Below are 23,497 nucleotides of genomic sequence, written 5' to 3'. Positions count from 1 at the left end.
TCACCTAGCATCTGTGAGGGCGCGGATTTCCTGACAGTCGATGCCGCCCATATCAAAGTCACGGCAGATCTGGGGCCGGATCTCGTAGATGGTGCAGCGCAGGGTGTTGCGATCCAGCGCCACGCACCAGCCATCTTCCCCCTGTGCCATAAAGGTCATGCCACTTTCATCCTCTTGGGTGAAGCGCTCTGGAACATCGGGATCGCCGATCACCAATACGGGCATGCGACAGCAACAGGCGGCGCAGTGACTGCAGTCAATATCTGGGTCCTGATCGAGCAATTCGACCGGAATGGTCGATGGGGAAGTCATGAACATGGTTCCTTTATGGGGGCTGACACCCAGCGTCCACGGGATAGTCGGAGTACCGGGTTCGGCAAGCGGCCCTACCATACGCCGATCTGTCCGGCTCGGCTAATGTTCTTGGCATATGAATAGAGGCGGTTGCTGTGATGTCTTGAGCGCACCAAACCGGAGTGAGGCCGAACACAGACTCGGTGTGAATGCCTGCCTGTAGGCTCGGTGGCGGTATCCCTGCCGTCAACGGTCTGCGTTTCGTCCACGCTCTGGCATGATGAATTTGCGGCCATCTCTTTGGCGCATCGCTTATGAAAACAGCGGCGCCTTCGCACGGGTTCCAACTGTGATGAGGCTATTTGCTACTCGCTGCCGAGTGCGCGCGCCAACAGCTGTTGTTGCTGAGGTGTGAAGGGCAAGGCGAGTGCCGCCTGATGGCCCGCCTCCGACATCTTGCGCCACGTTTTTTGTACGATGGCGATAATTTTTTCTTCGCTGTGGGCGGCGGAAAATTCGGCAAAGTAGTAGCGCATGAATACCAGACAGGCGACGTCTTCCAGTGCCTGGCTGTCACTATCCCGTTTGAGCTGCTCTTTTTTCAACAGACTGGCGACCCGGGCGATCATCGTCTCGTCATAGCCCTCGGCCTGCAAAATGAGACCTGCCTGCTCGGCATGAAATTGTTTGAGCGCGGAGCGCCAGCTTAGATAGCCAACGCGGTCCATCGGATAACTGGCGCGTGGAATTTTCCAGCGTTGCAGATGCTGGCTACGAACGGCCAGTTGTAACGCCTCGGAGGCATCAGCCTGGAACTCGGCCAAGGTTGCGCTCATGCGCATGGCATAGAGTAATTCGCTGGGGTACAAGACTCCGTTCTCGTCCATCACCTGCCGGGGATCCTGACGGTTAGCCGCATCAAATGCAGCCAGAGTCCGGGTAAATCGATCGAAATGGTCCATGACATCCTTATCCAGTTATCAAGAATAAAAGTGACTATCTGGAATCATGTGCCGCAAGTCAATGATTAAGCCCGTATCGTCTGCATTAACCCCGTTGGGGGCTCGAGGCCGATAGGCTATCATGGAGGCCGTTTAGTGCAGTGACTGCTGCCGTGAAACTTAGTCCCATGGTCCTCAGAAGGAAATTGAACGTGCTGTATCTTCTTCGTTGTTGGCAAGCTGTCTACCACTCGTTTTTTTCCCGTCATCTGTATCAGGAGGTTGGCAGACAGTGGCAGGGCACCGGACTGGGTTATCTGTTTTTGTTGTTGTGTGTGACAACCATCCCCATGACCATTCAGGTCGCGGCCCTGCTGGATACGATGAAGAGCACCTATATCCAGCATGTGATCGAGCGCCTACCGGATCTGCACATCGAACAAGGCCAACTGCAGACCGAAGTCGAACAACCGTTCGTCATCCAGTTGCCGGACGACGAAGCGCCGTTTTTGGTCATCGATACCCGCCACAGCCCAGCCAGTGCGGCCGAATTTGTGGCGCCTGTGGTCTTGCAGGCAGATCGCATGATCATTGATAACCAGGGCGAGGTGCGGAGTTATCCTTTCGAGAACATCGAGCATTTCCAATTGGATAAAGCGGAGCTCTATGCCTGGTCCGACAAACTGATTGCCATCGTCAAACCGCTGGCCTATTTGCCGTTGCTCGGGGGGGAATTTATCTATCGAGCCTTGCAGGCAGTGATATATGCCGTGGGTGGCCTGGTATTTGCCGCCTGGCTCAAGGTACGCTTGCCTTATGGTGTGCTGCTGCGGGTGACCTGTGTCGCGCTCACCCCCGGAATTGTGCTCGCTACCTTGTTAACTTGGTTCGGGATCAGTTTTGGCTTGATGGGGATGGTGCTGTTTTTATTGAGTCAAGGGTACCTGTTTTTTGCCATCCAGAGCCTGGCTCAAGGGCAAGACCGCACCCCCCCAGAGGATATTCTCGAGGTCTGAGCAGGGAGCTTGAGTAGCGAGTAGCGACTGCTGGTGGAGAGAAAAACCCCATCAGATCCCTATTTTTTGCATTTTGCCAAATTACCCTGCTGTTGGCGGGCCCACTGTCGCGAATTGCGAGAATTGGGCTCGCCGTTGTTGCGTCGTCAATGCGCGGTATAATCATATATCCCTATTTTTCAATTAATTAGATTAATATTCCCCTTCGGTTTGCACCTTGGCTAGCCTTTTGCGTAGCTCCAGCTAGTTCCCTCATCACAGAGCTGGCCATTATGAATGCACTCCGGCAATTAACCATTTATCAACGCTTGCTGACCAATGCATTGTTGATGCTGATTGGCATCGCCATTTTATGTAGTAGCACCTTGTATTTCTCCTATGAAGCTATGTTGCAGAATCGTCGGGAAGCAACCCGGGAGCAGGTGGATACCGCTTTTGCCACGCTGGAACATTATCGACAGCAGGTCAGTTCGGGAGTGCTTACCGAGGTGCTAGCCCAGCAGCAGGCCAAGGAGCTGCTGCGCCATATGCATTATGGGCAAGGGGGATATTTCTGGATCAATGATCTGACTCCTAAAGCGGTAATGCATGCGGCTAAACCGGAATTGGAAGGTCAGGATCTCTCTGCGATCAGGGATACCAATGGCAAGTCCATCTTTATGGAGTTTGTGCGTATTGCCAAGGCCAATCCGACGGGTGGGTTTGTCGATTATTACTGGCCTAAACCGGGAATGTCCGAGCCCATCCTAAAGGTTTCTTATGTCAAGCTTCTGCCCGAGTGGGGGTGGGTGCTGGGCACCGGGCAATATGCCGATGATGCATGGGAATTTTTCAAGGAATTGCTGATCCTGGTATTGACGATTTTATTGCCCTTGTTAACGGTACTGATCTTTGCTTCCTGGCTCATAGCCCAGAGTATCATTCGCCCCTTGCGGCATACCGAGCAGAGTCTGCATGACATCGCACAAGGCGGAGGCGACCTAACCCGGCAACTGGATACCAGTGGTCGTGATGAGCTGGCGCGCTTGGCGCTCTCTTTTAATGTATTTACCAACTCATTGGCAACCACAGTACGGAATATAGCGGCGGCCAGTTCGAAGAGTCACCAGGCGGCGGTGCAACTGGAGATGGCTGTTGAGGCGGGGCAACTGAATGTTGATCGGCAACACCATGAGACCGAAGGGGTTGCCACCGCGATGAACGAGATGGCGGCAACTACACGGGAAGTCGCTAGTAGTGCGGTCCAAGCTGCAGACGCCGCCGAAGAGGCAAAGAGAAGACTGATGGCCGGGAACCAGATTGTCACTGATGCCGTCGCCGCCATGCAGTCGCTCTCCCATGAGGTAGGGCAGAGTAATCGCTTGATTGAGTTGCTGGTGACGGAGACCGGGCATATCGGCTCGGTGCTGGAAGTGATCCGTCGTATTGCGGATCAAACCAATCTGCTCGCGTTGAATGCAGCAATCGAAGCGGCCCGAGCTGGAGAATTAGGGCGAGGGTTTGCAGTAGTCGCCGATGAGGTACGGACGCTGGCCAATCAAACCCAGGCATCTACCAACGAGATCCAGGGCATGATTAGCCGCTTGCAAAACGGAGTTCAGGCAGCTGCTAAGAGTATGCAACAGACTTTGCTATTAAGTGACCAGACGCTGCTGCACTCGCAGGAGACGGGTTCGGCGCTGCAGGTCATCTCCGAAGCGGTCTTGACGATCACGGATCGAAATGCCCAGATTGCCAGTGCGGCCGAAGAACAGAGTCTGGCCTCTGGAGAAATTAATCGTAACGTGGTGAATATCTCGGAGCTGTCCGGGGAAGTGGCGCGACAGAATAGCCAGGTTCAAGTGATCAGCCATGACTTACGTCTACTCAGTAACGAATTGGGTGATTTAGTGGCCAAGTTTCGAACTTGATCCCAGATTGTGTATGAGCCTGAACGAGTCGCCAAAGTACGGTGGATGTTCGAATGATGAGCGAAAGCAGATCTGGCGAAGAACTGCTTTCGCTTTATGCTGATGTTTAACTGAACATTCACAAGCGAACGAGTTGATGAGTGATTTCGCACGTAAACTCAGCCAGAACGAACTTGTTCTGTTCGTAATCGAGCGCTAAGGGTATCCTGCGTGACGGATCACGCGCGTCGTGACGTACCGTAAAATTTGCCCGAGGGCTCCATGCATACCTTATCTCAACGTCATCTGCTCAAAATCTGCAGCGCCCTGCGGGATGCCTGCCTGAATGAACCCTATTCGCTGACTCGCCTGACCCGCGACCTGCTCGCTGGTCTGACTGTCGGTATCATTGCCATCCCATTGGCGATGGCTCTGGCGATTGCCAGCGGCGTACCGCCACAATACGGTCTCTATACCGCGATCATTGCCGGTATCTCCATTGCCCTGACCGGTGGCTCTCGCTATAGCGTTTCCGGGCCGACAGCCGCCTTCGTGGTGATCCTCTATCCGGTGTCACAACAGTTCGGTATCGCTGGTCTGCTGGTCGCTACCTTGCTGTGTGGACTGATGCTGGTCGGGATGGCGGTCGGTCGCCTCGGGCGTTTGATTGGTTACATTCCATTGCAGGTGACACTAGGCTTTACCATGGGGATTGGCATTGTTATCGCCACCTTGCAGGTGAAGGATTTTTTGGGACTGACCGTGGTCGAGATGCCAGAGAAGTTCCACCAAAAGGTAGCGGTGCTCTGGCAGGCACTACCGAGCTGGCAATGGGGTGACACGCTGGTCGGTGTGGTGACTCTGGCGATACTGATCCTCTGGCCTCGATTACGGTTGCGTATTCCCGGTCATCTGCCTGCCGTCTTGGCGGGTATGCTGGTCGCCTGGCTGGTCGGGTTTGCTGATCAGGAGGTGGCGACCATCGGCAGTCGATTCAGCTATCTATTGCCTAACGGTGACCTGGGCCATGGTATTCCGCCCTTTGCTCCCACCTTCGTCTGGCCGTGGGAATTGCCAGGGCCTCAGGGGCAGCCGTTGCACTGGGATCTGCTAACCATCGAAACGCTGTTGGTGGCCGCCTTTACCATGGCGTTGCTCGGTGCCATCGAATCCCTGTTGTGTGCCGTCGTGCTCGATGGCATGACGGGTAAGAAACACCATTCCAACGGTGAATTGCTGGGGCAGGGGATCGGTAATCTACTGGCACCATTTTTTGGTGGCATCACGGCCACGGCGGCCATTGCTCGCTCGGCGGCGAATGTGCGCGCCGGGGCTACCTCGCCCTTGGCCGCAGTCTTCCATTCGCTCGTGGTCTTAGCGGCGATCTTGTTGCTGGCGCCCTGGCTCTCCGGGTTACCACTATCGGCCATGGCGGCGCTGCTGTTGATGGTGGCCTGGAACATGAGCGAGGCACATAAAGTCGTCGAATTGTGTCGTAAAGCGCCCCACAGCGATGTCTTGGTGATGATCCTGTGCATCAGCCTGACGGTGCTGTTTGATATGGTAGTGGCGATCACCTTCGGTATCGTACTGGCCTCCTTGCTGTTTATGCGCGAAATGTCGAAGATGACACTGATTTCCGACCTGAGCACCCACAAACGCTGGAGCCATCAGGTAGCTGCAGATTGGGCGGCCTACAAGATCACCGGACCTCTGTTTTTCGCCGCGGCCGATCATGTGTTTGCCGAATTGATGGCCCGGGTCAAATCCAAGCAGGGGGTGATCCTGATGCTGGATGGGGTCTCGGTGCTGGATGCCGGTGGACTCACAGGATTTCAGCATTTTTGTGAAGATTTGCAGCGCTTGGGGATCCGCGTGCTGGTGGCCGAAGTACAGTTCCAACCGCTCAAAACCTTGGCGCGCGCCAGTTTCCAAGCCATTCCGGGGCAACTGGAGTTTACCTCCACGCTGGAAGAGGCTCTGGAGCGTAGCAAAAATATGATGCAGACCGAGGCTGCCTGAACCAAGGCTCAGCGAGCTCGAATCTCTCGTACAAAGCCGCCGGATGGGCGGCTTTGTACTTTTTGTAAGCGGGTGCCGCCGCTGGTTGTGACTGAATACAGTCGTTGGGTGCGGCATGGCTAGATCCGGCGTGCAGCCCATGGTAAATAGGGCGCTGATTTCAAGGGGATACCAAGCGTGCATGCTGTCAGATTAAGGCCCTCCGGGCTCTGGATCGGTTGGGATAGTCAAAACCTGTACTGGGCTTCCAGCCGGGAGTTGCTGGGCACTACGCCGGCTAATAGCCGTCAGGCATTGAATCTCGGACTATTTGCCGACCAGCAATCTTGGTTACAGATCTCGGCCCTCGAAATGGGCTGGCTATCGGTGCATCTTCCTCAGACCCGTTTGCCCTATCGGATCGGCTGGCTCTGGCCCTGGCAGGCCTGGAGGCTATACCGCCGCTGGCATCGGCTCTGGTTGCTGGCCCATAGTCAGGACCTATTGCACCAGACTCGACAACTTCAGGCGCAATGTCGGGAGCGCTATCTGCGGCAAGCGCACTGGCCGTCGATCCGGCAACAAGCCGATGCCATTCTGCACACCCATCACCAACTGCGGGATCAGACTCTGACCAAGCCCGTGGCTGCGGCTTGGCAATGGTTACTCAAACTGCAGCAGCCAACGGCCCTTCAGCGTTTGCAACAGAGCTATTGCCGTCGCATGGTGCGACACTATGCTCCCTTGTTTGACTCGCTGGAACAGCATCCGTTGACCGCGCGTCAGCGCGAAGCCTGTGTACTGGATGAGGCGGCCAATCTGGTGTTGGCCGGGGCTGGCAGTGGCAAGACCAGCGTACTGGCCGGGCGAGTCGCTTATCTGCTGGTTTCTGGTTTGGCTCGTCCCGAAGAGATCCTGTTGCTAGCCTTTGGCAAACAAGCGGCGGATGAGATGCGCGCGCGGATTGCGACGCGCCGGCCTGCAACGACCGCGGCATCCGAGACGCCGGGTCCGGAGATATCGACGTTTCACGCTCTGGGGCTGGCCATTATTCAGGCGGTGGAGGGGAAGCGGCCCGCGCTTTCGCCACTCGCCGAGGGAAGTGGGGCTCGCCTTCCCTTGGTGCAGGATGCGTTTGAGATGGCCTTGCAGGATCCCAATTACCGCAGTCGGGTGCTGGAGTACCTGCGGCGCTATCTCTACCCGCGTACCGATCCCATGCAATTTACCGAGCGTGCTGGCTATCTGGGCAAGTTGGCGGCGGAAGAATTAAAGAGTCTCAAGGGCGAGACTATGTACTCGCTGGCCGAGGTGCAAATCGCCAACTGGTTGTTCCGGCAGGGGATCGAATACTGCTACCAGCATCCGTGGCCTTTGCCGCTGAAACACTCCAGTCATCAGGAGGTGTTGCCGCAGTTTTTCTTGCCGGAGTCCGGGGTGTGGCTGCGCCACTTGACCCTGGATCGGCGGGGTAAGGCACTGCCCTGGCAGGATGCTGCCGCATATCAGGCCGCCGCCGTGGCACTGAGCCAAACCGGCGGTGCGCCCCCCATCATCGATACCTACTATTGGCAATGGCAGAGTAATCGCCTGGAAAAAGTGCTGCAAACCGAGCTGAAACAACGACAAATCCCCTGGCAGCCCTTGCCCGAAGAGGCTGTGCTGGCCACCTTGCGAGAATGGGGGCGATTGCAGGAGCTGGTCGAACAACTCAATGAGATGCTTGGCTATTACAAGGCGGGATGCTTTGATAGTGCCAGCCTCAAACAGCAACTGGCGCAATCCTCCGAGCCGACTCGGGCGAAGGCGGCCTTGGTGCTGCTGCGCCCGCTGTTCGAGCGTTATCAGCAGGAGTTGAAGCGCACCCGGAGTATGGACTTTGATGACATGATCCGGCTGGCTATCGAGCATGTGGCCAGTGGGCGCTTCATCTCGCCGTGGCGACAGATCCTGGTCGATGAGTTTCAGGACATCTCCGAGCCCAGAGCCCGTCTGCTGCGCCTGCTGCGGGATCAGCATCCGGAGTCAGCCCTGTTCTGCGTCGGAGATGATTGGCAGGCCATCTACCGGTTCACCGGTGCCGATTTGCGCCTGACCACTGAGTTTGCCGACTATTTTGGCCCGGCGGCCAGCACGGCGCTGGATAAAACCTTTCGCTTCAACAATGCCATTGGCGAGGTGGCCAATCGTTTCGTGCAAGCTAATCCGGCCCAGCTGCGCAAACCTTTGGCCAGCTTGCTACAGGTGGATGAGGCTCGCGTCACCCTGCACTGGCTGGATAACACTGCCGGACGGGGCGTGGAGCCCGCCGCCACACTGGAAACGCTGCTGAGCCAGATGGCCCTGTCGGCGACCACGCCACCAACCAGCGTCTTGCTGCTGGCCCGTTTTCGTTTCTCCTTACCCGATGCGGCGCAGTTACAGCGGTGGCAGCTGCAGTTCCCGCAGCTGTCTATTGAGGCCATGACCCTGCATGGCGCCAAGGGTAGGGAAGCAGATCAGGTGATCCTCTGCGGCCTGGAAAGCGGCCGCCATGGTTTGCCGTCGGAAAAGGAAACCCATCCGCTGATTGCCGCCTTGTTGCCGAGGGTTGAGGCGTTTGCCCATGCCGAAGAGCGGCGTCTGTTGTATGTGGGGCTAACCCGGGCTCGGCAGCAGGTCTTCTTGTTGGCGGATCGGGCGCGACCATCACCGTTTATTCAGGAACTGCTCACCGAAGGGTATCGCCTGGACGTGGCCAGGGCCTAGCCCGGGTTCGACTGAAAATATTCTAACCAGGGCACAAAAAACACCGCGTCAGTGCCAGCACTGACGCGGTTAAAGCAAGCAACCAGGGAGGTCAAAGGCTCTTAATTAAAAGAGAGGGACTGGCAGCCGGGGGCCACCATATCAAAGAGCATGGGGGTCTGCTCTTGTAGTGCGGAGGTGACACCAAGTGGTGTGCTGCAATGCTGGCCGATCAGATCCAAGAAAGGTGAGCCGCTCCGGGTCTCGCTCGTCAGGAGCATAGTCAACAACAGGCCCAGTCCCAGCAACAAGGGCAACCACTGCACCATCGGACGCCGCGGCTGGGTAGGGTGCGGGATGGGACGTGCGCTTGGCTGTGAGTGGAGGGTGATCGCCATGGGCAACTCCTGATGGATTGAGTGCGACGCTATGTGCCCACGCTAGCTGGTGAAGATGAAACAAAAATGACAGACGAAAAATGTCAGGAGTGGGTAGGCGTGAAAGAGGAATGGATCTTGAGTCGCCAGATGTTACTCGCCGCGTAGGGCAACCACGGGATCCTGGCCCATGGCGCGTAAGGCGGGAGCAATTCCGGCAGCCAGTCCGACCAGCGCCGAGCACAACAGGGCCAACAACAGATACAGCGGGTGCAGGGTGAGGGGCAGAGCGGGCAGCAGCAGCGACAACAGTTTCTGGATCGCCAGCAACAGGCTGACTCCCAATAGCCCCCCCAGCAGCGCCAGCGTCATGGCTTCACCGAGAAACAGCAGCAGGATCCAGCTCCGCTGACAGCCCAATGCCTGCAGCAACCCAATCTCCGGGATCCGCTCCTGCTGGGCTATGCTCATGATGCTGAAGATCCCCACGGCACCAATCAGCAGGGAAATGATGCCCAAGCCGCCAATAGCGGCTTTGACGATGGTCAGTATCTTGTCGAGGCTGGTCAGCATGTCTTGCTGCGAAAACAGAGTGAAATCTTCAGCGCCGTGGCGCGCGATCAGCAGCCGTTTGATGCTGGCACTGATTTGAGCCTCGCTATAGTTGGCCCGATAGGTGAGATCGATCTCCTGCAAGCCCTCCTGATTGAACAGGGCCTGGGCATGGGCCGCCGGAATATAGACCATATCATCCAGATCAAAGCCTAAAAATTGCCCCTTCGGCAGCATGACCCCCATGACCCGGAAGCGGCGATCACCGACCCGGATCACCGCGCCGGGGGCATTGCCGCCTGGGAACAATTCCCGGGCCACTGTGGCGCCCAGCACCGCATAGGCCCGAGGCATGGCCGAATCGTCTGCCGGCAGAAAGCGGCCCTGTGCCAACGCGAAGCGCCATCCGGCAGCCGCCTGGTGGTTGGTGCCCAGGATCGCGGTCTGGCGGGTCAAACCGCCGGTACGGACTTCCCCTTGGCCTTGTACCACCGGGATGGCTGCTTCGATGCCGGGCAGACGTCGCAGGATATCGGCATCCATCAGCAACAGCGGGCGACTACTGGCCAGCAAGCCTTGCGGGCCGCCCGAGGTTTCGCTTTTGCCCGGGGAGACGGCGATCAGTCGGGAGCCAAATTGTGAAAAACTTTCCAGAAGATAGAGCCGCAGTCCTTCGCCGATCCCGGTCAGCGTGGTCACCGAGGCAATACCAATGGCAATGCCCAGCGCCGAGAGCAGGCTGCGAGTGCGCCCGGCCAGCAGGGCACACCAGAGCCAGCGCAGGAGGTCGGGCAATCTCATAGCTGGCCACTCCGTAAGCTGGCCACGGCATCTTTGCTGGCGGCTTGCCGTGCCGGGATCCAGCTGAACAGCACGCCGGTGGCCATGGCCGCCAGGGGCGCCATCAGCGTCGCCAGCCAGGGGACTTCGATGGGGAAATCCGGCCACAGCCAGGCGGCGGCGCCGACGCAAAGATAGCCGAGCAGTAGTCCACCCAGGGAGCCTGCGGTTGACAGGATCAAGGCTTCGGTTAAAAACAGACTGCGAATGGCGTGGGCATTGGCACCCAGCGCCTTGAGCAAACCGATTTCGCCGGTGCGTTGATGGGTGCTGACCAGGGCCAGATTCATCATCATGATGCCGGAGACCAGCAGACTGATAGCGCCGATGCCCGCGACGGCAAGGGTCAGGGTCAACAGGATGGAGTTGAAGGTTTGCAACATGGCATCACGGCGCATAACGGTGACATCCAGCACGCCCTGATGGCGCTCGCGCATGTGCTGTTCCAGTTTTCGGATCAACTCGGGCATGGCCTGGCCGCCGAGCGGCTGGATCATCAGGCGAAACAGTCCTTGGGTATTAAACAGCGATTGGGCGGCACCGACCGGGATCAGCGCCGCTTCGTTAAAATCCATGCCCAGATTGCTGCTGCGACTGGTAAATACCCCGACCACCCGGAAGCGGCGATTATCAAAGCGCACCCATTGCCCGACTATCTCTCGCTCGCCAAATAACTCCTGGGCCACCCGGACTCCGAGTAAGCAGACCGAGGCGTCGACGGTCGGATCGCCCGGCAGCCATTGGCCCTTGAGCAGACTCAATTGATGGGTAAATTGCATCTGGTTGCTGGTTCCCAGCAACATGGTCTGCCGCAGGTGGGCGCCCTGTTTGGCTTCGCTAAAGCCCATGATCAAGGGCACCAGCCGCAGGTTGGGCAGGCGTTGCCCCAGATACTCCATATCTTCGAGAGTAATGTCGCGCAGGCTGTTGCCACTGACCGGCGGCATGCCGCCGGTGGTTTCCTTGCGGCCGGGAAACATCACCAGTAAATCCTTGCCCAGACCGCTGAACTCGGCGGCGACAAAATTTCGCGCCCCTTGCCCCAAAGCAGTCATGACCAGTACCGAGGCGACACTCAGGCTGATCGCCAGTACCAGCAACACAGCGCGACCCCGATGACGGGTCAGCGCGTGCCAGGCAAACCAGACGCGATCCAGTCTGAGCATCATGCCGCTGGGCCTGCAAGCGAGGGCAACTCGATGCCCGTTGCCGTTGTTTGGTTGTCGGTGACTATGACGCCGTCCGCCATGCGGATCTGGCGACTGGCCCGGGCGCCGAGACGAGGATCGTGAGTGACCACCACGAGGGTGATGCCCTGCTCCCGATTCAATCGCTCCAGCAGCTTGATCACTTCCTCTCCCGAATGGCTATCCAGATTGCCAGTGGGCTCATCTGCCAGTAACAGGCGAGGGGACATGGCGATGGCTCGACCGATGGCGACCCGTTGGCGCTGGCCGCCGGAGAGTTCGGCGGGTTTATGGGCCGCCCGATTGCCGATCCCCAGCTGTGCCAGTAGTTCGTCGACGCGCTGCCGCCGCAGGGCTGGTGCTATGCCCGCCAGAGTCAGGGGTAATTCGATATTTTCGCGGGCACTCAGCCGCGGGATCAGATGAAAGGATTGGAACACGAAGCCGATACTGCGGCTGCGCAACTCGGCCAATGCCGGTTCACTCAGGCCTGCGGTGTCGAGACCATCTAGCAGATAATGGCCACTGTCGGGTCGATCCAGGAGCCCGAGGACATTGAGCAGGGTGGATTTGCCGGAGCCGGAAGGGCCCATCACGGCGACATATTCCCCGGCATGGATCTGCAGATCGATCTGCGCCAGCGCCGCCACCGACTGCTCTCCGAGTAAAAAGTGTCGCTCGACCTGTTGCAGTTGGATCATGGCGTGCCGGCCTCGGCCGCCGCTATCTCTTCGGCCGTTTTAGCGCGGACGCTTTGCTGGGGATCAAATTTTACCTGGCTGGCTTGTTGCACCAGCTGATCATCGGCATTGAGGCCCGAGATCACCTCCAGCCAGTTCCAGTTCTCCAGTCCGAAGCGTGGTTTCACCTCCTCCAGATGATCGCCCTGCAACCGCAGCACTGAGCCATCCTCGCGTCGGGCATCCGCCGGGATCCGAAGCACTTGCGCGCGTCGGGCAATCTCGACTTCCACATCGGCGCTGTAACCAATCAGGAGCGGAATATCGGTGGGGCGCGGGGTAAATTCAGCTTCTATTTCTACGGTGCGCGCCTGCTTTTCCAGCTCTTTGACATAGGGGGCAATCCGCCGCACCTTGGCCGGATAACGCTGGTCGGGCAAGGCATCCAGCAGGATCACGGCGGCTTGCCCGACCCGCAAACGGGCGGCATCCACTTCATCGATGGGGGCCGAGACGTAGAGGCACTGATCATCGATGAGATCGATGACTGGCGGCATGGTGACACCCGGCGGGGACGGGGTCATATATTCCCCCAGCTTGCTGTTGACTTCAGCGATGATGCCTGAAAAAGGGGCGCGCAATTGACTCTGCTCCAGACGGGCCTGAGCCATGGCGATCTGGGCAGCATCGACCCGGGCTTGCTCGGCCGCCGCCACGCAACCCAAGCGACTGGTCGCGGCAAGGGATTCTGCCTGTTCGCTCAGGGTCTTGGAGGTCAGATCTTTGGCTCGCAACGTCTGCAGGCGCATGGCCTGACGCTGGTTAAAATCGGCTTGCACACAACTTTGCTCCCGCAGCACCCGGTTCAAGGCGGCCGAGGCTTGGGCGCGTTGCAATTCGGCCTGCAGATCGGCATGCCACAGTGTCAGCAGAGGTTGTCCCTGCTGCACCTTATCGCCCGCCTGGACCAGAATGGTATCGACGACCCCCCCCATCGGCAGACTCAAGCCGGCGCGGCGGCACGACTTGATGGTGCCAGCCCGGGTATTGACCACACTACTGACGAGGTCGCCGCGACTCGGCTGGGTCAGCGTCACCGCCAGGGGGACGGGTTTAAGCCATTCGTAGCCCAGAGCCAGGACCACAACACCGGCAATGGCCGAACCTATCCAGCGTTTCCTGTTCATGCTGTTCCTCATCATCCCTGTTGGTGGCGCTTATTGTGTCGCGTTCGATGCCATCTTGCCTTGACCGAGTCCGCAGTTACTCCGCTTGTGGCGGCGCGCGCCGTTTGGCGTCGACCAACCAGCGATCCAGCGCATTGGCAAATTGCTGTTTGTCGGCCTGATTCATGGTGGCGGGGCCACCACTTTGAATACCGGAGCCGCGCAAGGTATCGAGAAAATCGCGGATCGCCAGCCGTTCGCCAATATTGGCGGCGGTCATGGCTTGACCTCGTGGCGTAATCACCTCAACACCGTTGGCGAGCAAGCGAGCCGCCAGGGGGATGTCGGCTGAAATCACCAGATCGCCGTTGCGCGCTTGTTCGACCAGATAATCGTCGGCTTCATCGAAGCCACTGGCGACTTGCACGCTGCGGATCACCGCCGAAGGGGGCGTGCGCAAGAACTGGTTGGCAACCAGCACCAAGGGGATGCGGGTTCGCTCGGCCGCACGAAATAACATCTCTTTGATGACAACCGGACAAGCATCCGCGTCCACCCAAATGGTCATAGGCATTCTCCAAAAAACGGGCTCTTATGCTACCACGGCCTGCCGCGTGGCGTCTGGAGGGGCCGTCTCTTTGATTGCCTGGGTGAGGGGCGATTCGGTACACTTGTCGCCTTCTGTTGCGATTTCGAGTTGATCCATGTCCCTGCCGGCCTCCTGCCTTGCCACCCTGCGTCGTGTACCTCTGCTGCGGCGCGCCATTCCGGCTCATTGGCGGCACTATCGGATCTCGCATCTGCTGTGGGGGCTCTTGTCGCTCTATCTGGCATGGAACTTGTGGATCCTGGCGTATATCGTCAGTCTGAACTGGATCAATCCAGATATGACTAGCGTGATGAGTGAACAGCTCGAGAGGCTGCAGGATGACGATCCCGATGCCGAGTTGCGCTACCAGTGGGTGCCTTACTCCAAGATCTCCCGCCATATCAAGCGTGCGCTACTGGTTGCCGAAGATGCCAAGTTTGCCGAACACGATGGGTTTGACTGGGCGGGGATGCAACATGCATGGGAGAAAAATCTGAAGAAGGGCAAGATAGTGGCGGGCGGATCGACCATCAGCCAGCAACTGGCCAAGAATTTGTTCCTCTCTTCCAGTCGAACCCCGTGGCGCAAAGCCGAAGAGGCCTTGATCACCGTTATGCTGGAGACCTTTCTGGATAAGCAGCGGATCTTCGAGCTCTACCTGAATGTGATCGAATGGGGCAATGGTTTATTCGGCGTCGAAGCGGCAGCGCGCAAGTATTACCATGTCCATGCCAGCCAGTTGGGGCCATCTCAAGCGGCGCAGTTGGCGGCCATGGTGACCAACCCCCGTTATTATCAGACCCACAGATCTGATCGTCGCTTGCAGCGCAAGGCCAGCATCATCTTGCAGCGGATGCGGCAGGCGGATCTTCCCCAGCCCGGGCAATAAGTACCGGTGCTACCTGGCGTGTTGACTTATGGCGCGCTTGCATAAAAAAGCCTGCTTGGGGGAGCAGGCAAGGGTTCCCGGTGATGGCTGGGCTTGAATCGCACGCCATTACCGGCTCAACAACCAAGCGGCGTCAGCACCAGTCTGTTTATTACTCCACCTCTTCGACGGCATCATCTGACTTATCGGCATCATGTTCCGGTGGGGGTGGCATGTGCGTCGGGCGGCAGGCCAGTGCCTCAACCTGCTCAGCATTTTTGGCCAACTCGCAGCTACCATCCAGCACGTTACTATCCGGCAGGGTGATGGTGCAGGGATCTTTGGCGATCAGGTTGGCACAGGCTTCGAACGCCTCTTTTGGCGGTGTAGGCGGATCGCCTGCCGGGTGTTTGTGCTGCACGGCTGATTCGGCATACCCCTGGCCACACAGCATCAAGGTCAGCAGGGCCGCAGTGCGGATTTGGATAGAAAGGTGCTTCATAGTTCCTCGATAAACGTCAGTCTGGACAGGCTTAGGCTAATCGTTTGCGGCCGACGTAGGGGGGCTTTTGCACAGTTTTACATCAGGCTTACATCCAGCTCGTGCCGTCGCCACTTCTTGGCAGAAACTTACTGTTCTGCAGGGCTATGGGTTAGATGGTCGGCAAAAAAACGGGAGGCTCCTGCCTCCCGTGATATTTAAGATGCGAGTCGTCGTCAAACCTTGAATTGATCTACCAACTGTTGCTGCTGATCGGCCAGTCGGTGCAGACCCTCCAGCATTTCATTGGACTCTTCCGCCGCTAGCGTCACGGTCTCACTCGCCTTGCGGATATTGTTGACGTTCTGACTGATCTCGCCGCTGACCTTGCCTTGCTCCTTGACCGCAATTTCGATCTGGTTGCTCATCTCCTGGATGGTGGAGATGGAGCGGGTGATCTGCTCGATCATCACCACGGCCTGTTGGGAGCGCTGCTGGGTTACGTTGGCTTGTTCGTGGCTGGAGAGGATGGCACTGACCACTTCACCGGTACCGGACTGCAAGTTGGCGATCACCTGACGGATTTCGACCACTGAATCCTGGGTACGGCGGGCCAGATTACGCACTTCATCGGCTACCACCGCAAAACCCCGACCTTGCTCACCGGCGCGGGCCGCTTCGATGGCGGCGTTTAATGCCAGCAAGTTGGTCTGCTCGGCAATGGCGGTGATCACTTCCAGGATCTGGCTAATGCTGTCACTGTTGCGAGACAATTCTTCCACTTTGGGCTTGGCGGTACTGATGTAGTGCATCAGTTCCTCCATGGCGATACGGGTCTCTTCGACTACCGCCTTGCCTTGCTGTGCCGAGACTTCGGCACTATCGGCCGCGACCACAACCCGGTTGGCGCTTTGCGCGACTTCGCCCGAGGTCTGGTGCATCTCTTCAAAGGCGGAGGCGACCAGATCAATCTCGTTGAACTGGGCCCGCAGGGCTTCACGGCTGCCACTGGAAAGTTGGCTGGCTTGTTCGGTGTTCTGGCGGCTTTGATGCACCGCCTCGACGATATCGCGTACCGTACCGTGGATCTTGTCAAGGAAGGCATTGAACCAGCTGGCTAATTCACCCAGCTCATCATCCCGACGTAGAGTGATCCGCTGAGTCAGATCCCCTTCACCCTGGGCTATATCTCGTAGCCGATCCGCGACATGACGCAGCGGGGTAGAGATTTGGCGAGCGACAAACCAGAAAATCAGCAGGCCCAGCAGACCGACGACGAAGGCGGAGCCGACCAACTGCAGGGTGGTCGCACCCAGCTTGCCGGAGAGTTTCTCTGCCAGCAGGGTGGCGTGCTGCAATACGGTGGTTGCCGGCATGGTGATCAGCAAGGCCCAGGTGGTTTGGCTGCCTTGCATATGGATCGGCATAAAGACCCGCAGGGAGCCTGAGTCCCAGCTAGTTTGCCGTTTATCAGTTTTGAGCATGCCTTGCAGGGCGCTGAACAGCGCCGGGTCGAGTTTTTGCAAACCGGCTCCCAACTTGAGTTTAGGCTGGGTGGTCCCGGCAATGATGCCGTGCTGGCTGACCAGAAGTACTTCTCCTGCGCCATCGAACATGCGCTGATCCATGGTTTTCACCAGATCCTGCAGATGGGCGAGTTCGATATCCAGGCCGACGATCCCCTTGAGCGCATCTTGTTCAAGGATCGGGAAGGTGACCGAGGTCATCAGCTCGGGCGGGGTTCTGGTCTCATCCACATAGGGATCCAGCAGACAGCTCTGTTTGTGGCGCTGACTGCACTGGAACCATTCGGTGGAAGCAATGCCATTGACATCCAGACTGGTATCTTTGAGCTCCTTCTCGGCAATGGTCTCCAGTGTCAACTCACCCTTGGCATTGCGAGTCCAATACAGGGCCGCACGGCCACTGTCGTTGGCACCCAGGTTGGTGGAGCCGACATAATTGGCATCTTCCGCATCCAGGGCATCCGGCAAATAGACGGCGTAGCCGGCCAGGATATGCTCGGAATGTTCGACGGCGGAGCGCATGGTCTGATTGATGGCGCCGCGCAGCACTTCACTGCTGAGCAGATTATCTTCGGCAAAGGCCTTCTGGAATTTGAGCGCCTGAACCACCATCTCGCCACGGATCACCGCATCGTTGAGATAATTCACCACGCGGGACGATTCGGTCTCCGCCTGCTGGGCCAAGATTTGCTCGGCATTGATCTTCAGCTCTTCGCTGGATTCCGATACCACCATCTGGTTGGTGTGGTGAGCGGCGTAGACTGCGATGCCGGTTAAGGCTACGGTTGAAACCAGCAGGCAGGCACCTGCCAGCAGAGATATCTTCCATTGTATGGAGATTGCACGCATAAATATTCCCTAAACGCGTCTTCCTGTGGTGTTTGATAATATATGAGCCAGCTCGCACTTTGGTAGAGGGATACGCTGTTTTTTTGTTATAACCTATTGAGAAATACTATGTATTTTCTTGTGCTTGCACCAATTCGGTTCTTTTGTGCTGTGCTGGGGATGCAAAATTGCACAACAGAATATTCATCCACAACACTAAGTTCCGGATGAATTCCCTAAGTTTCATGGAGTGCCGCTGTGTTGGGTCAGTTGCCGATAATTGTGCTCTGGATCACAGGGTGGCCAGCTGAAAAGCATACCAGATTTGCAGTTTCAGCTCTGACACGGGAAAACACCACCGACATTCCGGTTGCCATCCTCGACGATGGCCAGAGAGAGATATGGATACTATCAAGTCACCCTTGCAGGTTTGGGTTCATCTCAGCGCCGATCTGACGCGCAATCTTCTGCAGCTTCCCGCCACACCCGAGCAATTTCTTTCACTCCAGCAAAAATTACGCCGCGCCCGCCTGGCGGGTGTGGATGGTGTCATAGTGCCGGTCAGTTGGCGGCATATTGCGCCGTTCACCCCCGAGCAGGTGGACGAAGTTACTGCCTGGCATCCTTATCACCAGCTGTTCACGATGATCCGTGGCGAAGGGCTACAAATCGTGCCGGACTTGGCACTGGTCGCCCGCGGCATGAGTGATGTCCGGTATATGAGTCTGCTTCCCGATTGGCTATGGGGACGTTTGCAGCAAGAGCTGCCCGCGGACATGCCGCTGGATAGCCTCAAGTATCTGGATCAACATGGTCGCGACAGCATCATGGCGACCTCTCTGTGGGCTTCGGCCGTGACCATGCCCTATTTCCGCCAGTTTATGCGTGGTTTTGCCCATCACTTGTCGGCATTCGCTCCCGCTATTCGTCACATCCAGTTGGGGGTCGGTCCCGAGGGCGAGTGGCGCTATCCCTTCCTCGGTCACTATGCCGAAGAGGGGTTATCGGCCTATTTCCCCTGTTACAGCCAGCGCGCGCTGGGCATCTTGGCTGATGCCATGCTGCACAAATACCAGTCTCTGTCGGCCTGGCAACAGGCATGGCAGGCGCCGGGGCTGGACTTGAGTCACCCTGCTGTGTTGAAAAAGCAGGTGATCGCTATCACCGAGCGCCTGCAGGATCCGAGCGCCGGAACCCCGGAACGAGACTTCTGTCGCTGGTATCATGACTGTCTGGTGTCCTATGGCCGAGAGGTGCTGACGCTCAGCGCCGATGTATTCAGCGAGGAGTGGCAGCACTGTACTCTGGGCCTGCGCTTGCCTGGCCGTTTGCCGCGATTGCTGCACAGCAATACGGCTCTGGCTGAGATGGTGGCAGGGTTTATTTCAGAACCTCACTCGGTGCTGTCGCGGGGCGAGATCTTTCACCAAACCCTCGAACAATTGCTGCCCTCTGGGCTGCGAACTCGCTGTCGCCTGCTGTTGACCGGTGCCGGGGTCAGCCATGGCGAGAGTGAGCCTGTGCTGATTGGTGATTGGCTACAGGCGGCCAAACAACTCAAGTTGCCGGTGCTGGCGGAGAATAGTCAGCGTCTGAGCCTGGACGATCACCCGCAATGGGACCACCTGGTCGGCTCCGTGCTCAATCATGCCACTTACTGTGGCTGGGTGATCCGGGATTTGGATGTGTTGCTGAGTCCGGGAGTCGGCGAGGCACGCTTGCGGCAGCTCACCCGCTTGCGCCATGGGCAGGGGCAGGTGGCGCGTCTGGGGCACAAGGCATTCCGGGTCATGGGCCCGCTGCATCTGAAAGTGGCCAACCAGCGGCAACTCTTATCGGAGGCGGAGTGGCGGAAATTCACCGAGGAAGTCCGCACTCTAAGGCGCATGGGGGTCACGGCCATCTCCACCGATCTCTGGTGGGGGCTCATCGAAGGGCGTCAGGCCGGTCAATTTGACTGGAGCTATTACGATCGCGTGGTGGCCTTGCTGGCCCAGCACGATATGCAATGGGTGCCGATCTTGTCGTTCCACCAAGCCGGTGGCAACGTGAACGACGATTTTATGCAGACCATACCGCTGTGGTTGTGGGGCAAGCTGTTGGATAGTCACCCCGAGCTGGGTTCGGTGCGAGATCTGCAGTATGTCAGTGAAACCGGTGATGCCTCCATGGAGTATGTCTCCTTGTGGGCCGATGCCTATGTGATGCCCTATTACCGCAGCTTTATCAGTGCCTTCCGGGATCATTATGCGGCGCGCGCCAGCATGATTGCCGAGATCAATATCAGTCTGGGTCCGGCAGGGGAGTTGCGCTATCCCAGTTACAACTCCCACGATTGGGGCAACTATCCCAACCGGGGCACGCTGCAATGCTACAGCCCGCTGGCCGAGCAGGATTGGCGTCGCTACCTTGCCTCGCGCTTTGCCTCCATCCAAGCCCTGAATTATGCCTTCGGTACCCGGCATAGTCAGTTTGAAGCCATCAGCATGCCGATTGCCGACCACCTGTTCGAGAATAAGGAGTATGTCTACTCGGCCTGGGCGCGTGAGTTTCTCAGCTGGTATCACGGAGCCTTGGTGGCTCATGGCCGTCGCATCGTCGAGATGTCAGTCGGTCTGTTCGATGATCCGGCATGGCGCTCGATCCCGATTGGAATCAAGGTGCCCGGCATTCACTGGGAGATCAGTGATCCGCAGTCACCTCGTGTCGCCGAGATCACCGCGGGTCTGATCAAACCCCATCCGACCCTGGGCCCTCATAATCAGCGGGAATATGTGCAACTGCTGGATCAGCTAGTGCCCTCGGAATATAGATCGCGAATTGTGCTGCATTTCACCTGTCTGGAGATGATCAACAAGGACTACGAAGGTTATTCACGAGCCGCGGATCTGGTCGGTTGGTTTGCTGATGCAGCCCATGAATTGGGCATTGCCCTGATGGGAGAGAATGCGCTGGCCGGTGAGCTGTATGGTGAGCAGGGATGGAAGCAGATCGCATCGGCCCTGCATCGAACCCCGGGATTCGGGGGTATCACCTTCTTGCGGATGCAGAACTTCTTCGACGAGGACAAAACCCCCCGTGAACGCCTGCAGTGGTTGATTAACCAGTTCCAATAGCGGTGACTGCAGTCGCTTACAGACGGTCGCTTCGGCGGCCGTTTTTTTATTTTCATTGTTGTACAGTCCCAAGGCGGCATGGCCTACACTTTCGGAGTCATCTGGTGACAAAAATGGCTCATCCGCGACGAAATTCACTCGTCTGGCGTAGGGTGAAGATCGCAAGCTGTCCAACCACATGAGGGACATGTGAACCAAGAGTCCAAGCAACGACAACAATTGCGGCAGCAACTGAATCTTATTGTGCGCCAACTGCATGAGTTATCGGTGGGCTCCGACTTGGCTGCGGACCCTGACTGGCGGCTCCTGGTGGCAGAGTTGCAGCCACCCGGCCACCAGCCTGCGGATAACAGTTATCAAATTTTCTTTGAAAAAGCCAAAACGCCACAGCTGCTGATCGAGCCACAAAGTGGGAGCATTGTTCAGGCCAATCCCGCTGCCGTACTGTTTTATGGTTATTCACAGCAGCAGTTGCAGACAATGAAAATTACGGAGATTAACTGCCTCACTCCGCAACAAATCCATCTGGAGATGAACAAAGCTGTTGCCGAGCAGCGTTGTTATTTTCAATTTCCCCATCGCCTGGCCAATGGCGACATCCGTCAGGTCGAGGTGCATTGCGGGCCTGTGATCATCGATGGGCAGCCGTTGCTCTACTCCATTATCTATGATCTGACCGAGCGACTGATGACCGAGGCTCAACTCAGAGCCAAGCGACAGCGCTTGCAAAATATTTTGTCCGGCACCCAGGCGGGAACCTGGGAGTGGTGTTTAGCGTCGGATGAGATTCTCATCAACGCCTATTGGGCCCAGATGCTGGGTTATGAAAATCATGAACTGGAGCCGGTGACTCGTCAGACCCTGCAACGATTGATGCATCCAGAGGATTGGTTACATGCCGATGCCATCTTGCAGGCGCACATTGCTGGCCGCCTGCCGAATGTAGAATCTGAATTGCGATTGCGGCATCGCCTCGGGCACTGGGTCTGGGTGTTATGCCGTGGACAAATCATGACCCGGGATAGGGATGGAGCCCCGCTGCAGATGGCTGGAACCCACCTCGATATTTCGGCGCGCAAGATGGCCGAGTTGGCCTTGCGTGACAGTGAGCTACGCTATCGAGCCTTGCATGACAGCCTGCCAGTCGGCTGTGTGATGCTGGATCAGGGGCGCTCGATTCTGGCGGTGAATCAGGAAGCCTGCCGGATCTTCGGCTTGTCCCCGGAAGCCTTTGTTGGCAGCACCCTGAGTGGCGCGAGCTGGCAACGACTTCAGGAGGATGGCCAGCCATTATCTCTGGATGAACACCCGGCCTGCCGGTGTCTGGCGTCAGGGCATCCGATACGGGATGCCATCATGGGAGTGCGGCGAGGGCGAGAGGCGATCATTTGGTTACGAGTCAACTGCCAGCCGCTATTTCATGCGGATGATCTTCGCCCCTATGCCGTCATTTCTACATTGCAGGACATTACCGCCCAGCGGCGAGATGAAGAGGCGCTACGCTTAGCGGCCAGCGTATTGACGGCAGCCCGTGAGGCTATTCTGATCACTGATGCCGAAGGTCGCATTGTAAAAATCAACCAGGCATTCTGTGAGATGACCGGATATACCGCCGACGAGGTGATAGGACGCAATCCAAAGCTATTGCAATCTGGCTATCAGGATGCGGAGTTTTACCGCAGCTTCTGGCATTCACTTCATACCCGGGGACACTGGAGCGGTGAGATGTGGAATCGCCGCAAAAACGGTGAAATTTTTGCCGAGCAACTGACCATTAGTGCAGTGACGGACGAGCATGGCACGCCGCGTCATTATGTCTGTCTGGCCTCTGATATTTCCGACAAGAAACAGTATCAGCATCAGCTGGAGCAGCAGGCCTATCATGATTTACTGACCGGGTTGCCTAATCGCAAGTTGTTGTTTGACAAGCTGCCGGAGCTGATGGCGCGCTGTTATCCCGAATCCTCACAGCGGCTGGTCATCGCTTATATCGATCTGGATGGTTTCAAGCAGGTCAATGATGCCCATGGTCATGGTATCGGGGATCAGCTGCTTATCGCGATCACGCGGCGCATGCGTATGACCCTACGTGAGCAGGATTTGATTGCCCGCATCGGCGGGGATGAATTCATCGGTGTGATCCATGGCAGCGGCAATCGCCAGGATCTGGTGCGCCTGATCAAGCGACTGTTGCGGGTGATCGCCCGCCCGGTGGTGATTGCCGATCTGCGTCTGCGGGTCAGTGCCAGTATTGGGCTGGCTACTTACCCGCAAACCGGAGCCGTGAGCGGTGAGCGATTGATCCAACAGGCCGACGAGGCCATGTATCGAGTAAAACAACAGGGCAAGAATGGCTATCTGCTGATGGATGAGGAGGCGCGATAATCAAGCTGTCGCGAGCAATGGTTTCTCTACGCCC

17 protein-coding genes are annotated in these 23,497 nt (G+C 57.5%); 7 read left to right on the top strand and 10 right to left on the bottom strand.

The genetic code is table 11. The features are described from left to right. Both ACZYUB_RS05310 and ACZYUB_RS05305 read right to left on the bottom strand, forming a co-directional pair. On the bottom strand, positions 1-312 hold the full coding sequence (locus ACZYUB_RS05310) for a YkgJ family cysteine cluster protein (protein WP_460883642.1): 312 nt from the start codon (positions 310-312) through the stop codon (positions 1-3). A 347-nt stretch (positions 313-659) separates the two neighbouring features. Beyond that, complete coding sequence (locus tag ACZYUB_RS05305; RefSeq protein ID WP_463946140.1) at positions 660-1,256, bottom strand: DUF4202 domain-containing protein; 597 nt, start codon at positions 1,254-1,256, stop codon at positions 660-662. Positions 1,257-1,447: 191 nt separating this feature from the next. Between ACZYUB_RS05305 and ACZYUB_RS05300 the strand changes: the two genes are divergently transcribed. The 4 genes from ACZYUB_RS05300 (at position 1,448) to ACZYUB_RS05285 (ending at position 8,889) form a co-directional block, all read left to right on the top strand. Then, positions 1,448-2,251: a DUF1189 domain-containing protein gene (locus ACZYUB_RS05300; RefSeq protein WP_463946139.1), complete on the top strand. Its 804-nt coding sequence runs from the start codon at positions 1,448-1,450 to the stop codon at positions 2,249-2,251. 272 nt (positions 2,252-2,523) lie between these two features. Next, entirely contained in the window at positions 2,524-4,161 is a 1,638-nt protein-coding gene (locus tag ACZYUB_RS05295) for a methyl-accepting chemotaxis protein (protein ID WP_463946137.1), read from the top strand. Positions 4,162-4,422: 261 nt separating this feature from the next. Further along, positions 4,423-6,162, top strand: coding sequence for a C4-dicarboxylic acid transporter DauA (dauA, locus tag ACZYUB_RS05290; protein ID WP_463946136.1), 1,740 nt, complete (start codon positions 4,423-4,425; stop codon positions 6,160-6,162). 177 nt (positions 6,163-6,339) lie between these two features. After that, positions 6,340-8,889, top strand: a complete 2,550-nt coding sequence (locus ACZYUB_RS05285) for a UvrD-helicase domain-containing protein (protein WP_463946135.1) — start codon at positions 6,340-6,342, stop codon at positions 8,887-8,889. Between the two features lie 101 nt (positions 8,890-8,990). Here the strand turns inward: ACZYUB_RS05285 and ACZYUB_RS05280 are convergent, their stop codons facing one another. The 6 genes from ACZYUB_RS05280 to ACZYUB_RS05255 form a co-directional block, all read right to left on the bottom strand. Continuing rightward, positions 8,991-9,266 carry a hypothetical protein gene (locus tag ACZYUB_RS05280; RefSeq protein WP_463946134.1) on the bottom strand — a complete coding sequence of 92 codons (276 nt, stop codon included), beginning with the start codon at positions 9,264-9,266 and terminating at the stop codon, positions 8,991-8,993. Positions 9,267-9,398: 132 nt separating this feature from the next. Continuing rightward, positions 9,399-10,598, bottom strand: coding sequence for an ABC transporter permease (locus ACZYUB_RS05275; protein ID WP_463946133.1), 1,200 nt, complete (start codon positions 10,596-10,598; stop codon positions 9,399-9,401). Beyond that, a complete protein-coding gene (locus ACZYUB_RS05270) occupies positions 10,595-11,806 on the bottom strand; it encodes an ABC transporter permease (protein ID WP_463946131.1) in 1,212 nt (403 codons plus the stop codon). The genes ACZYUB_RS05275 and ACZYUB_RS05270 overlap by 4 nt, the downstream gene beginning before the upstream one ends. Beyond that, positions 11,803-12,525, bottom strand: coding sequence for an ABC transporter ATP-binding protein (locus tag ACZYUB_RS05265; RefSeq protein ID WP_463946129.1), 723 nt, complete (start codon positions 12,523-12,525; stop codon positions 11,803-11,805). Before ACZYUB_RS05265 ends, ACZYUB_RS05270 begins: the two co-directional genes overlap by 4 nt. Then, positions 12,522-13,691 (bottom strand): efflux RND transporter periplasmic adaptor subunit, encoded by a 1,170-nt coding sequence (locus ACZYUB_RS05260; RefSeq protein WP_463946128.1) that lies wholly within the window; start codon positions 13,689-13,691, stop codon positions 12,522-12,524. Before ACZYUB_RS05260 ends, ACZYUB_RS05265 begins: the two co-directional genes overlap by 4 nt. A gap of 76 nt (positions 13,692-13,767) precedes the next feature. Next, positions 13,768-14,238, bottom strand: a complete 471-nt coding sequence (locus ACZYUB_RS05255) for a YaiI/YqxD family protein (RefSeq protein WP_463946126.1) — start codon at positions 14,236-14,238, stop codon at positions 13,768-13,770. Between the two features lie 136 nt (positions 14,239-14,374). On the opposite strand from ACZYUB_RS05255, the gene mtgA reads away from it, so the two are divergent. Next, positions 14,375-15,148, top strand: coding sequence for a monofunctional biosynthetic peptidoglycan transglycosylase (gene mtgA, locus ACZYUB_RS05250; RefSeq protein ID WP_463946125.1), 774 nt, complete (start codon positions 14,375-14,377; stop codon positions 15,146-15,148). Between the two features lie 151 nt (positions 15,149-15,299). On the opposite strand, the gene ACZYUB_RS05245 is transcribed toward mtgA, so the two are convergent. Continuing rightward, positions 15,300-15,629 (bottom strand): hypothetical protein, encoded by a 330-nt coding sequence (locus tag ACZYUB_RS05245; RefSeq protein ID WP_463946123.1) that lies wholly within the window; start codon positions 15,627-15,629, stop codon positions 15,300-15,302. A gap of 215 nt (positions 15,630-15,844) precedes the next feature. Continuing rightward, positions 15,845-17,983 carry a methyl-accepting chemotaxis protein gene (locus tag ACZYUB_RS05240; RefSeq protein ID WP_463946121.1) on the bottom strand — a complete coding sequence of 713 codons (2,139 nt, stop codon included), beginning with the start codon at positions 17,981-17,983 and terminating at the stop codon, positions 15,845-15,847. A 380-nt stretch (positions 17,984-18,363) separates the two neighbouring features. Between ACZYUB_RS05240 and ACZYUB_RS05235 the strand changes: the two genes are divergently transcribed. Together ACZYUB_RS05235 and ACZYUB_RS05230 are read left to right on the top strand one after the other, a co-directional pair. Next, complete coding sequence (locus tag ACZYUB_RS05235) at positions 18,364-21,078, top strand: family 14 glycosylhydrolase (RefSeq protein WP_463946119.1); 2,715 nt, start codon at positions 18,364-18,366, stop codon at positions 21,076-21,078. Between the two features lie 189 nt (positions 21,079-21,267). After that, entirely contained in the window at positions 21,268-23,463 is a 2,196-nt protein-coding gene (locus ACZYUB_RS05230) for a PAS domain S-box protein (RefSeq protein ID WP_463946118.1), read from the top strand. Positions 23,464-23,497 lie beyond the last annotated feature (34 nt).

The sequence above is a fragment of the Pseudaeromonas sp. HNCC25DJ182 genome (assembly GCF_055413365.1).
This window is presented reverse-complemented; position numbering and strand designations above follow the sequence as displayed.